The 14,215-nt window shown below is 73.9% G+C and carries 3 protein-coding genes; 2 read left to right on the forward strand and 1 reads right to left on the reverse strand.

Going from position 1 to position 14,215, the window contains the following annotated elements:
* Positions 1–5: 5 nt before the first annotated feature.
* On the reverse strand, positions 6–1,061 hold the full coding sequence (locus ENSA5_RS15090; protein WP_181197768.1) for a cupin-like domain-containing protein: 1,056 nt from the start codon (positions 1,059–1,061) through the stop codon (positions 6–8).
* Positions 1,062–1,442: 381 nt separating this feature from the next.
* Between ENSA5_RS15090 and ENSA5_RS15095 the strand changes: the two genes are divergently transcribed.
* On the forward strand, positions 1,443–9,029 hold the full coding sequence (locus ENSA5_RS15095) for a type I polyketide synthase (protein WP_106392362.1): 7,587 nt from the start codon (positions 1,443–1,445) through the stop codon (positions 9,027–9,029).
* On the forward strand, positions 9,026–14,215 hold a 5,190-nt coding region (locus ENSA5_RS15100), incomplete at its 3' end, for a beta-ketoacyl synthase N-terminal-like domain-containing protein (protein WP_106392363.1). The genes ENSA5_RS15095 and ENSA5_RS15100, both read left to right, overlap by 4 nt.

Below are 14,215 nucleotides of genomic sequence, written 5' to 3' on the forward strand. Positions count from 1 at the left end.
CTCGGCTAGCGCTTGAACAGGGCGTTGATGTTTGGCGGCTTGAGGTGAAAACGATCGCGCCACATCGAGTCCTGGAGGCGGCGGCCCTGGCCAGCTTGGTGGGCGTTGCGCAGCAGCTCACGCGAGCTCTTGTAGAGCTTGCCGGCGAGCTCGTAGGTCCGGTTGAAGCGGGTCAGGCCGGGCTCGACCCAGCGCGTTGCGATGCCGATGCTGCTCGGGGACAGGTTGTCGACAGCGTGCCACCACCACGGTGGATTGATCAGCATGTCGCCGGCTTCGAGCCGGCAGGTGAGCCGGGGGATCTGCCTGTAGAGTGGGTACTTGGAGTCGATCTCTTCGGGGTTGCGATGGCGCACGCGCGAGACCCCGTAGCCCATGTGATGCAGGATTGGGTAGATCCACGACGAGTAGCTGGGGTGCGCGAACACCCAGTCTTTGACGCCGTGGATCATTGCGAAGAAGTTGAAAAAGGGCGCGCAGTGAAAGGGGGTGCCGGTGCCCGCTCCGCCGATGAAGAGCTCCGCGCCGAAGTACTCGGCGACCTCACCCATGTAGCGCTTCATCGTGTCGAGGGGCAGCTGCTCGAGGAGCTCGGGCTCCTCGATGAACACGTCCGAGGCGCTACGCACGTACTTGCCGCTTTGGTCCCCTGCGATGATCTCGTCGAGCAGCTCAGCCATCGAGCTCTTGTGCTCGGTGAGGTCGGTGTTGGTCACCCACATGCGCGCGTCGCCAAAGCGCTGCTTGAGGCGCTCGAGGCTCCAGCGCTGGAGCAGGTCCTTGCTAAACAGGCCCTCGAGGACCACGGGGGTGTGGTCGATCAGCGCCTGGAGCTCGGCGGGGGTGACCTCATCGGCGCGGAGCCGGGGGATCTCGAAGGTCTCGTCGTCGGCGTAGACGCGGGCTCGACCGAGCAGCGCGCGATGGACGAGGGTCCGCTCGAGCGCCTCGAAGGGGACCTTGAGCTTCTCGCCGTCCATGGGTTGCTCTGGGCGGCTCTTCATCAGAGGCATGAAGGGCATCAGAACCAGGTGGCGGCTGAGCAGCACCCCCTTGGTCACGAGCTGGGTCTTGAGACCCAGCTTTGGCGCGCGGAACTCAGAGAAGGATTCGGGCCGGGGGATCGCGCGGCGGTCTGAGGCAGGAGATGGTGGCTGCGTGGGCATGGCAATTGCTCGTGGGCAATGTAGCGATGCGGGCCAAGGACGGCAACCTCATAATGTTCATAGCTGTCCGGGCATGGAGTTGGGTAATGTGCACACCTTGGGGCGGGGAGGGGGGAGCTGCGATCGCGGGCCGGCTCCTTGACCCGGTCAAGAGTTGGGCTTGGGCGGGTCTCTGGCCACGAATTCATCGAGTTCTCGCGATCGTGGGGGGTTGATGTTCGCGTCGCTTGTCGCTAAGACACGGTTCGAACGCGGGCAGAGCCGCGTTCGGTTGTGATGATTTCGGCTCGGAAGACGATCTCCACTGCTAGCGTACAATCGTGGCTCGAAGTCACGATTCGTTCGCGGTTTTCGTCGAATCACGGCGCGGTCGGGCCCGGGGTCCGGTTTCGCGAGCTCGGCCTCGACTCGGGCCAATTGCTCGAGCTCGTGGCCCTGGCCGGTCGCCGCTACGGCTGCAGGATCGCCGCGACCGCGCCGTGGGAGCACCCCACGCCCCGAGCCCTGGCGGCCCATATTGTTGCGACCCTCGCCACGAGCGAGGCCGAGGCGAGCCGCGCTCGAACGCCGGCCGCGAGGGCTGCACGCGAGGGCGTGGCGATCGTCGGTATCGGGTGCCGGTTGCCGGGCGGGGTCGCGGGGCCAGGGGATCTCTGGGCGCTGCTGTGCGCGGGCGGCAGCGGCGTCACCGAGGTCCCGGCCGCGCGTTGGGACGCCCGGGCCTGGTTCGACGAAGACCGCTTCGCGCCGGGCAAGTCGACGACTCGAGCCGGGGGATTCCTGGCCGACGTCGCCGGCTTCGAGCCGAGCTTCTTCGGGGTCACGCCGACGGAGGCGGCCCAGATGGACCCGCAGCAGCGGCTGATCCTCGAGTTGGCTTGGGAGGCGCTCGAGGACGCGAGGATTCGGCCACGTAGCCTGCGAGAGCAGGCCGTGGGGGTGTTCATTGGCGCGATGTGGAGCGACTACGCCCGCCTGACGAGCGCCGACGCCGAGTCGATCGACCCGTACACGGCGACCGGTCAGGACACGTCGATCATCTCGGCGCGGGTGTCGTATTTCTTGGGCCTCCAGGGTCCGAGCCTGACGCTCAACACGGCCTGCTCGAGCTCGCTGGTCGCGGTCCACCTGGCGTGCCAGAGCCTGGCCCGGGGCGAGAGCGAGCTGGCCCTGGCCGGCGGCGTCCATGTCATGGCCTCGCCGCTGAGCACGGTCGCGATGACCAAGTTCGGGGCCATGAACCCCGACGGTCAGTGTCGGGCCTTCGACGCTGGGGCCAACGGCTATGTCCGCGGCGAGGGGGCGGGCCTGGTCGTGCTCGAGCCGTTGTCGCGGGCGGTCGCGGCGGGTCGGCGGATCTATGGTGTGATCCGGGGGAGCGCGGTCAACAATGATGGCTTCTCGAACGGGCTGACGGCGCCCAACCCCAAGGCCCAGGTCGCGGTCGTGCGCGCGGCGCTGGCCGACGCGGGGGTCGAGGCCGGGACGATCGACTATGTCGAGACCCATGGGCCCGGGACGCTGCTCGGCGATCCGATGGAGGCCGGGGCGCTCGGTGCTGCGCTCGGTGCCCGGCGCCCGGGCGCGAGCTCCGGCGAGCGCGTGCTCGCGATCGGCTCGGTCAAGACCAACCTCGGCCACCTCGAGGCGGCGGCCGGAGTCACGGGGCTGATCAAGACGGCGCTGGCCCTGCACCACCGCGCGATCCCTCCCAACCTCTACTTCGAGCGGGCCAACCCGCACATCGACTTTGCCGGCGAAGGCCTCGCGGTCCCGACCGCGCTCGCGGCCTGGCCCGAGCGCGAGAGCAACGCGCCGCCGCGGGCGGGGGTGAGCTCCTTTGGCTTCGGCGGGACCAACTGCCACGCGGTGCTCGAGGCCGCGCCGACGAGCCGGGCCCGGCTGCTGGTCGTCGAGGCCGACGACGCCGAACAGCTCCGCGTCGCGGCGCTCGAGCTGTTCGGCGCCGCGACGGCGCCCGCGAGCTCCGGCCCCTCGCTGGGCCTGAAGCGGACGCCGGGCGGGCGCGACTCCAGCTTGCGGGCCGCGGCGCTGGTCCGCTCGCGGGCCGAGCTGCTGGCTGAACTGACCGCGCTGCTGTCGGCGCCGGCCGCCCGAGCGAGGCGGGCGCCCGGGCCGAGGCCAAAGCTGGTGTTCGTGTGTCCCGGCCACGGCTCGCAGTGGCCCGGAATGATCCGTGGCCTGATCCACGAGCCGGTCGTTCGCCAGACCTTCGAGGCCTGCGAGCGGGCGCTCGGTCAGCGCTGCGAGTGGTCCCTGCTCGAGGCCCTGTGCGCCGACGCGAGCGAGGGCCCTGCGCCCTTGGAGGTCGTTCAGGTCACGCTGTGTGCGACGGCGATCGCCCTGGGCCGGCTGTGGCGGGCGTGGGGCGTCGAGCCTGACGCGCTGGTCGGGCACAGCGTCGGCGAGGTCGCGGCCGCGCACCTGGCGGGGGTCCTGTCCCTGGCCGACGCGATGACGATCGTGCTCGCGCGCAGCCGGGCGATCGCTGGCTTCGTTCAAGACGAGGGCGGGATGTTGGTTGTCGATCTCGACGGCGCCTCGACCCTCGCGGGGCTGGGGGCCGCGGCCGAGGGCTTGTGCGTGGCGGTCGACGGCTCGCCGCGCACGACGGTGCTCTCGGGCGCTCGAGGCCGCCTGGCTGCGGCCGCCGCGATCCTCAATGGCCTGGGCATTCGCCACGCGCGGGTCGAGATCGAGTACGCCTCGCACAGCCCGGTGATCGAGCCGGCCCTGGGACCTCTGGCCGAGGCCTTGGCCGGGATCTCGCCGGGCCGCGCGAGCGTCCCGCTGCGCTCGACGACCCGCGACGCGTGGCTGGACGGGCCGGAGTGCGACGCCGAACACTGGGTTCGCAACCTGCGTGATCCCGTGCGCCTCGGGTCGGCGATCCGGGGGATCGCAAAGGAGCAGCCGTGTGTGTTCATCGAGCTCGGGGGCCATCCGGTCGTGCTCGAGCCGATCCGTCAGCTGGTGGCCGAGCGCGAGGCCCCAAGCTGGACCTTGGCTTCGGGGCGCCGCGGCGAGGATGCTCGCGAGGTCATGCTCGCTAGCGTCGCCGAGCTCTACCCGCTCGGTGTCGACCCGGACTGGGCCATGATCGGGGCGGGCAGCGCGGTCGTGGGGTCGACCTCGGACCGCCCGCGCGCGGCCGCGAGCGATGACGGGGGGCCGATCATCCCGCTGCTGATCTCGGGGACCCACGAGGCTGGCCTGCGGGCCCAGGCCGATCGCCTGCGGGCCTCGCTGGCCCGCGGGCCTGAGCCCCGGCTCGTCGATCTGGGCTACTCGTTGGCGACGACCCGGACTCACTTCGAGCGTCGCGCGGTCGTGTTCGCTCGCGCCGCCGAGCTCAGCGCGGCGCTCGCCGAGCTCGGGGCCGGGGCGCCGGCCTCCGCGGGCCGCCGCGTCGAGGGCCTGGCCACCGTCGAAGGCGCGGTGGCGTGGCTGTTTCCTGCCACCTCGCAGCTCCCGGCGTCGGGGGTCGTCGACATGCTCGAGGCTTCGCTGGAGTTCGCGCGGGCGATCGACGGGTGCGAGCGCGCGCTCGAGGATCACCCGCAGCGGCCCGAGGGGTCCTTGCGTGGCTGCCTGATCGGCGAGCTCGAGGGGTGCGAGCGGCTGCGCGAGGCGGCCCGGATCGCCGGGATGATCGCGCTGGCCGAGGTCTGGGCGGCGCTGGGGGTTGAGCCGGACGCGCTGGTCGGGTCCGGAGCCGGGCTGATCGCGGCGGCGGTGTTCGCCGGCTGCGTGTCGCTTGGAGACGCGCTGAGCGGTGCGGTGAGCAGCGGGGCCAACATCGATCTGAGCGGCGCCGCGATCCCGGTGTTGTCGTCACGCGCGCTCGGCCTCGTGGACGGCGAGCTCAACCCTGCGTCGCAGGCTCGGCTGCGCGAGGCCGGCTACGCGTTCGTGATCTCGCTCGAGTTGGACGAAGGGTCGACATCCACCGAGGCCGAGGCCGAGGACGCGGTCGAGGACGCGGTCGGGGTCGCGGCCCTGGCCCGCGACGAAGACGGCCGGGCGTCGCCGCTCGAGCCCCTGGCGACGCTCCACGCCCGCGGCCTGAGCGTCGCGTGGGAGCGGGTGTTCGCGCCCCTTGGTCCCCGGGTTGTCGATCTGCCGACCCACGCGTTCATCCGCGAGCGCTGCTGGCTGCCGAGCGCGGCCGTCGAGCGCGGGCCGGAGGCCGCGACGAACACGAGCGGGCGGGCGCGGGTGATCTTCGTGTTCCCGGGCCAGGGCGGTCAGTGGCTGGGGATGGGGCGGACCCTGATCGCGAGCGAGCCGAGCTTTCGCCGGGCGCTCGCGGCCTGCGATCGGGCCCTCGCGCCGCACTTCGAAGGATCGGTGCTCGCCGAGCTCGAGGCCGACGAGGCCCGCTCACGGCTGGATCGCAACGACGTGATCCAGCCGGTGCTGTGGGCGTTCCAGATCGCCCTCGCCGAGCTCTGGCGGGCGCGCGGGGTCGAGCCCGACGCGGTCATGGGCCACAGCATGGGGGAGATCGCGGCGGCGTGTGTGGCCGGGGCGCTCACCCTCGAGGACGGCGCGCGGATCGTCGCTCGCCGCAGCCAGATCGCGCGGGCGCGCGCGGCTGGACGAGGCGAGATGGCGGTGGTCGAGCTGTCGATCGCGGACGCCGAGAGGGCGGTCGCGGACAGCGGCGGCGCGGTGGTGGTCGGCGTTCACAACGGGCCGCGATCCTGCGTGCTCTCGGGCGAGCCGGAGGCGCTCACGGCGGTCCTCGCCAAGCTCGAGGCCCGGGCAGTGTTCTGCCGCCGGGTCAAGGTCGACTACGCGTCCCACAGCCCGCTGATCGAGCCGCTGGTCGAGCCCGTCCGGGCGGCGTTGGTTGGGATCGCGCCTCGCTCGGGCCGGATCCCGATGCTCTCGACGGTCCGGGCCGACTGGCAGCCGGGGGCTTCGCTGGGACCGGAGTACTGGGCGACGAACCTGCGCGCGCGGGTCCGCTTCGCGGAGGGCGTGGACCGCTTGTTGGCGCCGGCGGGCGAGGGCCCGAGCGCGAGCTGGGGTGACGCGCCGCGGGTGTTTGTGGAGATCGGTCCGCACCCGGTGCTGACGACGGCGATCGCCGATGCGTCGGGCCCCGGTCGACCCGCGCGGGCGCTGGGATCGCTGCGCCGCGGCGAAGACGAGCGCGCCTGCATGGACGAGGTCCTCGACCAGTTGCGGGCCGCGTCCGCCGCTCACCGCCCGGGCCCGCCCCGGGACGCGCCGGCGGGGTTGCGCGAGCTGAGCTCACCCGCGCTGGCGAAGGCGCGGGTCGCCGAGGGCCGGCTCGATCCGCGGCGCATGACTCACCTCGACGATCACCGGGTCGGGGGCGCGCGGGTCGTCGCGGGGGCCGAGCTGGCGCTGTTGATCTTCGCTGGCGTCGAGGTCCTGGGCCTGACGCCGGTCATGGAGCTCGAGCAGCTGACGATCCCCACGGCCTGGGTGCTCGGCGAAGGTGGCGCGGTCCAGATCGTCGCGCGTCCGGGCGCGCAGACCGGTCGACACGAGATCGAGCTGTTTGGTCGTGGGGCCCAGAGCTGGACGGTCCACGCGCGCGCGAGCTACGTCGCCGAGTGTGGGGCCCGGTCGACGGTCACCGGGCCCGACGCGGCCCGCCGGTCTTCGATCGACGTCGCGGCGCTGTATCGCGAACTCGGCGAGCGTGGGCTCGAGTATGGCCCGGCGTTTCGGGCCTTGGCGACCCTCGAGCGCGACGCCGAGGCCTTCGAGGCCAGCCTCGTCGTCGATCCCTCGCTGTCGTCGTGGGCCCGTGGGGTCGTGTGCCTCGACGCCGCGTTCCAGGCCGTGGTCGGGTTCGATTCGGGCCCGAGCCCGCTGGTCCCGGTCGCGATCGGGCGCCTGATCATGCGCGGTGATCCGGGCCGGACCGCGCGGGCGATCGGGCGCGTCGAGGCCCGGGGGCAGGGCGCGGGGCGTGAGCTGGTTGCGAAGCTGGAGCTCGTCGACGCCGCAGGCGAGGTCCTGGTGGCCGTCGACGCGCTGAGGCTGAAGCCGCTGGTTGGGCTGCGCCTCGCGGTCCCCGAGCTGATCGGGCTGGAGTGGGAGACGCTCGACCGTGGGGCCCTTGCGGCGCAGGATCGGCGCCGCGTGGCGATCGTCGGGCCGGGCGGAGGACCGCTCGTCGACGCGCTGGCGGCGGGGCTCGAGGCCGCGGGAGACGAGGTCCAGATCCTCGGGCGGGACGGGGACGCGGCGCTCGACTGGGCGGACGCGGTGGTGAGCCTCGATGGCGGGGCCGAGACCGGCGCGCTCGAGTCCCTGGTCGATCGCTGCGAGGGGCTGCGGCTCCTGGCGCTGGGCCTGGCCGCTCGGGGCCCGGCGAGCCCGCGGCTGTTCGTGCTGACGGCTGGCGCCGAGCGGGTCGAGGCCGACGACGAAGCGCGGGCCGAGCAGGCGGCGCTCGGGGCCCTGGCCACGACCTTGGCCTACGAGCAACCACAGCTGCGCTGCGTTCGGGTTGATCTGTCGGCGGGGATCGACGCGAGCGGGATCGCGGCCCTGGTCTCGGTCCTGCGGTCGCCGCCAGACCACGAGGACCGCCTCGCCGTGCGAGGTCCGCGGTGTCTCGCGGCGCGCCTGCGCCCGCTGACCTCGTCGCCGAGGGTGACGCCCGACTTTGGCGGGACCCACTTGATCACCGGTGGGCTCGGTGGCTTGGGCTTGCGCCTGGCCCGGCGGCTGGCGGCGCGGGGGGCTGAGCGCCTGATCTTGCTGGGGCGGCGGGGGATCGTCGACGACGCGCAGGCGGCCGCGCTCGCCGCGATCGAGGCGACAGGTGTGCGCGTGGATGTCCGTCGCTGCGACGTGAGCGATCACGACGCGCTCGCGGCCGTGTTCGCGGAGCTCGGCGCGGCGCTCGACGGGGTCTTTCACCTGGCGGCGACCCTCGACGACGGGCTGCTCGCCAGCCTCGATCGTGATCGCTTCACCCGCGTGATGGCGGCCAAGGTCGCGGGGGCCTGCCACCTCGACTCACTGAGCGCCGGGCTGGAGCTGCGCCACTTCGTGCTGTTCTCGTCGATCGTCGCGCAGATCGGCTCACCGGGGCAGGGCAACTACGCGGCGGCCAACGCCTTCATCGACGCGCTCGCGCTGCGCCGCCGCCGAGCTGGGCTGCCGGCGGTCGCGATCGGCTGGGGGCCCTTCGCCGAGCTGGGCTTGGTCGCACAGGCCGCTGACTCGCTGGCCCGGCGGGGCCTGAGGCCGCTGCTGCCTGACCGGGGCATGGACCTGCTCGAGGGGGTGCTCGCAGATCCCTCCCTCGCTCGGGTCGGCGTCGCGCGCTTCGATCCGCAGGCCTGGCTCGCGGCCTATCCCGCGCTCGCCCACAACCGGACCCTCTCGGCCTACCGCGCCCCGCTCGGCCAGCCAGAGGGGCTGCCGCCGAGCGAGGGGGTGGTCCTGACGGGCGCCTCGGCGAGCGAGCGCCGCGCTTCGCTGACGACGCGGGTCCGGGCCGCGGCCGCGGCCGCGCTACGGATCGATCCCGAGCGCCTCCACCCGCGGGCCGAGCTCGCCGAGCTCGGGCTCGACTCGCTCACGGGCCTCGAGCTGCGCAACCGGCTCGAGCAGGCCACGGGGCTCGAGCTGCCGGCGTCCTTCGCCTGGTCGCACTCACGCCTCGACGCGCTCGTCGAGGAGCTCGGGCGCCTGCTCGGCGCGAGCGTCGAGGCCGAGCACCCGCTCGACGCCGACGCGAGCGGTGAACCCGACGCCGAGGACGACGAGCTGTCCAAGCTGGCGCAGGACGAGTTGCTGCGGGCCCTGAGCGCGGAGCTCGGCGAGAGCGAGGCCGGGCCATGAGCGACACGCCGCGCAAGCTCATCGAGCAGGCGACCCGCGAGCTGCGGCGGCTGCGAGCGGAGAACCGCCGGCTCGCGGCGCTGGACGAGGCCACCCGCGAGCCGATCGCGGTGATCGGCGCGGCGTGTCGCTTCCCCGGCGGCGCCGAGGATCCCGATCAGCTCTGGCAGCTGCTCGACAGCGGCCGCGATCCGATCGTCGAGATCCCCCCCTCACGCTGGGCCCTGGGCCGCGGGGACGGGCGGCGGCGAGGGGCCGCGGTCGCCGGGTTGCTCACGCAGCCGCTCGACCAGTTTGACGCCCGCTTCTTTGCGATCGCAGCGGTCGAGGCCCGGAGCCTGGATCCGCAGCAGCGCCTGGTCCTCGAGCTCGCGTGGGAGAGCTTCGAGGACGCTGGCGTCGCGCTCGATCGACTCGAGGACCGGCGCGTCGGTGTGTTCGTTGGGGTCTCGAACCTCGAGCACCGCGAGCGCGTCGACGCGGCCGCGGGCTTCGACGCCTACTCGGCGACCGGCAACCTCCACAGCAGCGTGTCGGGGCGCGTGTCTCACTGCCTCGATCTGACCGGGCCCAGCGTCACGGTGGATACGGCCTGCTCGTCTTCGCTGGTCGCGATCGACCTGGCGATCCGGAGCCTGCGCCGAGGCGAGTGCGATCTGGCCCTCGCGGGTGGGGTCCAGGTCCTGCTGTCGCCCGCGGCGATGGCCAAGATCGCGGCGGCTGGGCTGCTCGCCGCCGATGGCCGGGGCAAGACCTTCGATCGTGACGCCGACGGCTTCGTGCGCAGCGAGGGCTGCGGCATGGTCCTGCTCCGTCGTCAGACCGACGCGGCGCGCGAGGGCGATCGGGTGTGGGCGAGGCTGCGGGGGTCGGCGGTCAACCATGACGGTCGCAGCGTCGGCCTGAGCGTGCCCAACCCCCGGGCGCAAGAGCGGCTGCTGCGTTCGGCCCTGGCCGACGCCGGGATCGAGGCCGACAGCGTCGACTATGTCGAAGCGAACGGGACCGGCACTGCGCTCGGCGACCCGGTCGAGGTCGACGCGCTGCGGGCGGTCTACGGCGCGGGGGAGGGGCGCTGTTGGCTCGGCGCCAGCAAGGCGCAGCTGGGCCACATGGAGGCGGCCGCGGGGATCTGCGGCCTGATCAAGGTCATCGCCAGCCTCGCGCGCGAGCGGATCCCGGCGCAGCACAACTTGACCACGCTCAACCCCAAGCTGGGCCTCGACGCCGGTCGGCTGCGGGTTGCGACGCGCGCGGCCGACTGGACCCGCGGGGGCGATCGACCGCGGCGCGCGGCGGTCAGCGCGTTTGGGATCGCGGGTACCAACGCGCACCTGCTCGTCGAGGAGGCGCCAGGCGTGGCCGCGCCCGAGGTGATCGCGGACCACGGCCCGCTGGTGTTGCCGATCTCGGCTCGGGATCCGCAGGCCCTCGCGGACTTGCTCGACCGCTACGCCGAGCGGCTGGCCGACGCCGACGCCGACGCCGAGGCGCTGGTCTACGCCGCCGCGATCGCTCGCAGCCACGCGCCGCTGCGGCGCGCGATCGTTGGACATGACCTGGCCCAGCTGCGCGCGGGGCTCGACGAGGCCCGCGCGGACCCGGGCGTGGCCGTGGCCGTGCACGCTCGCCCGCGGGTGGTGTTCGTGGCGCCTGGCCGAGCCTCGAGGTCGGGGCCGGGCGCGGTGGTGGCGAGCGATCCGGCGTTCGCCGAGGCCGTCGCTCGTTGCGAGGCCGCGATCCAAGAGCACGGGGCCAGCTGGCGCCTCGAAGACGCCCTCGACGAAGGCTCGGCGGCCGGCGCTTGGGCCCTGAGTGTGGGCCTGGCCGCGCTGCTCGAGGCGCGGGGGGTGAGGCCCGACGTGGTCCTGGCGGCGAGCGGGGCCGAGATCGCGGCGGCCCAGCTGGCCGGGGTCCTGAACCACGAGCAGGCGGCCGCGCTGCTGGTCGGCGCGCCGGTCCCCGCGCCGGTCCCCGCAGGGGTGAGGGCTGCGGAGGTCGAGCTGATCTCGGCGCGGACGGGGGCCTGGCTGGATGTCGAGCGCGGCCCGCTCGAGGCCTGGCTCGCGGCGCCCGGTGGCCCCGCTCGCCTCGACGAGGTGGTCGTCGAGCTGCTCGCCGAGGCGCCGGTGTTTGTCGAGCTCGACGGCGCCCGGGCGATCCACTCCGGGCTCACGGGCCCGACCACGGCGGCCCTCGACGATCGCGGCTGTCGCTGGCTCGCGGCGCTCGAGCGTGGCCCCGCCGAGGCGTCGCTGGGCTTGGCGCGGACGCTCGCGGCGCTCTACGAGGCCGGACACCCGCCGAGCTGGGTCGTGCGCGAACCCGGCCGCCCGCGCGTCTGCCTGCCACGCTACCCGTGGCAGCGCCAGCGCGTGCCGTTGGCCCCGAGCCCGAGCGAGGCGAGCGTCAGCGCGGGCGAGGGCGAGGGCGAGCCGAGGGCGAGCTCGAGGGCGAGCTCGAGCTCGTCGGGCCGGCGCGCGGATCGGGGCCGAGCGAGCGCGCCGATCTACGCCCTGGCTTGGCGCGACGCGGACGCGAGCGGGCGGGCGAGCGGACCCGGGCTCGCGGGTCCCAAGCGGGTCCTCGAGCTCGGTGAGCGCGGCGTGGGTCGCCTGCTCGCGGGCGCGTTGGGGCCCGAGACCGAGCGCCGGGCTTCGATCGATCCGGTCGGAGCCGGGCCCGATCGGCTGGCGCTGGTGATCGCCTTGATGCCCGGCTGCGCCTCGCCGCCAGCTTCGGACCCCCAGGCGCTGCCGGGCCTGGCCGCCGAGGCCACGCGGACGCTGCGGCGGCTCGCTCAGGCGCTCTTGGCTCGGGGGGATCGCGATCCCCCGCGCCTGGTGGTGGTCACCCGCGGGGCCGTGAGCCTCGACGGCGAGGCGCCCCGCCTCGAGCACGCGCCCGTCTGGGGGGCGGCCCGCTGCCTGATGAACGAGCACCCACAGCTGCGCTGCACCCTCGTCGATCTCGACCCTGGCGGCGCCGATCCGCTCGCGGATCCGGCCTCGTGCGCGGCGCTGGTCGAGGCCCTCGGCCACGGTCGTGAGAACCAACTCGCCCTCCGAGCTGCGACCGATGGCGGCGCGGGGGTGCGGGTCCTCGTCCCTCGGCTCCAGCGCGCGACGCCGCGCCCCCGCCAGCGCCCGGCTGGGACCCGGGCCTGGGCCCTCGAGCAGACCGGGCCTGGGCTGGCCGGGCTCGAGTTGGTCGCTCGCCCCCGCCGACAGCCTCCGCTCGCGCCGGACGAGGTCGAGGTCGAGGTCGAGGCGGCGGGCCTGAACTTCCTCGACGTACTCCTGGCCCTCGACGCGCTCGACCTCGACGGGCTCGGGGCCGCGCGTGCGCTCGGTCGCGAGTGCAGCGGCCGGGTCTGCGCGCTGGGCTCGGCTGTCGACGATCTCGCGCTCGGGGATCCGGTCATCGCCCTCGCGCCGCGCTGCTTCGCCAGCCACGTTCGGGCCTGGCGAGGCTTCGTGGTCCGTCGACCCGCGCAGCTCGACGCGGCGGCGGCGGCGGCCTTGCCGATCGCCTCGCTCACGGCCAGCTACGCCCTCGAAGATGTCGCCCACCTTCAAGCCGGGGAGCGCGTGCTGATCCACGCGGCGGCCGGGGGCGTCGGCCAGTACGCGGTCCAGATCGCCCGGGCGCGCGGCGCCGAGATCTTCGCAACGGCCGGGACCGAGGCCAAGCGCGCGCTGCTCCGCAGCCAGGGCGTCCGCTGGGTCGGCAGCTCGCGCGATCGCTCCTTCGTCGACATGGTCCGGGCGGCGACCGACGGCCGCGGGCTGGACGTGGTCCTCAACAGCTTGGCCGGGCCGCTGCTGCGGGCGAGCTTCGAGCTGCTCGGCCCCGATGGCCGCTTCGTCGAGCTCGGAAAGCGTGACTACCTGGCCCACGCGCAGATCGACACGGCGCCCTTCTTGCGTCGGCTCTCGTGGACCCTGGTCGACCTCGACGGGATGCAGCGCGAGCGACCGGAGCGGATGCGGGCGCTACTCGAGCGCGGCGCGGCGCGCTGGGCCAAGGGGGAGATCCAGGCAATCGCGCGCCGCGTCGTGCCGATCACCGCGGCCCGCGAGGCCTTCGAGTCCATGGCTCGCGGTGCCCACACCGGCAAGCTGGTCGTCGAGATCGGGGACGCGAGGGCGGCCCCGATCTCCGACGCCGGGCCGGGCCTCGAGCGCGGCGCGGTCGTGTGGATCACCGGGGCCGACTCGAGCCTGGCGCGCCAGGCTGGACGCCGGCTGGCCGAGCGAGGCGCGACGGTTGAACGGCCGGCGCTCGCGCTCGACGATCAGGAGGCGATCGCCGCGGCGATCGCCTCGCGCGAGGGTCGGGTCGTCGGCCTCCTGCACTTCGCCGAGCTCGACCGCGCGGACGAGCCGGGCCCGGGGGCGTCCGAGCGCGAGCTCGCGGCCAGCGAGGCGGCCCTCGCCGCGGCCTTCGCTCGGGCCTGGAAGCTCCACGCCGCGACCGTCGACGCCGGGCTCTCCTTGTTTGCGCTGTGCGGCGGCGGGCACGGGCTGCTCGGCGGCCGGGCCCGGACACAGGCCGCGGCGCTCGACAGCTTCTGCGCGAGCCTCGTGCGCCACCGGCGGGCGCTCGGGCTCCCGGCGCAGCAGATTGATTGGGCCACGGAGCTCGATGGGGTCGTGGCGCTCGACGGCGACGATGTCGAGCGCGCGCTCGCGCTCATCATGGCCAGCGAGATCGAGCACGCGGTAGCGATGCGCTTCAACCTCAGGCGTTGGCGCGAGTCGGCGCTGGCGCTCGCCGACGCGCCGGTCTTCGCCGAGCTCGACGCCGAGGCCGAGGACCGCGCCGACCCGGCCTTCGTCGCGGCGCTGACCGAGGCCGGGGTCGGCCGCCGGACCGAGCTGCTCCGCGCCTACGTGATCGACGAGCTCGCGGCGATCACCGGCAACACCCGCGAGCGGATCGGCCTCGATGATCCGCTGCAGCTGCTCGGGCTCGACTCGCTGATGGCCGTCGAGCTGCGCAACCGCATCGGGGCCAGGCTCGGGCTCGAGCTGAGCACGACCTTGATCTGGCGTCACCCCAGCGTCCGCGCCGTCGCGGCGCACCTCGTCACAGGCTTCGAGGCTGCTGCGCCAGCGCCCGCCGAAGCCCCTCCCGCGGCCGAAGCCCCTCCCGCGGCCGAAGCCCCGCCCGCCGCCGAAGCC

The sequence above is a fragment of the Enhygromyxa salina genome (assembly GCF_002994615.1).
Taxonomy (GTDB): domain Bacteria; phylum Myxococcota_A; class Polyangia; order Nannocystales; family Nannocystaceae; genus Plesiocystis; species Plesiocystis salina_A.

What these genes read in the sequence shown, in the direction of transcription:
- ENSA5_RS15095 (WP_106392362.1), top strand. Translation starts at nt 1,443, where the DNA reads ATGATTTCGGCTCGGAAGACGATCTCCACTGCTAGCGTACAATCGTGG.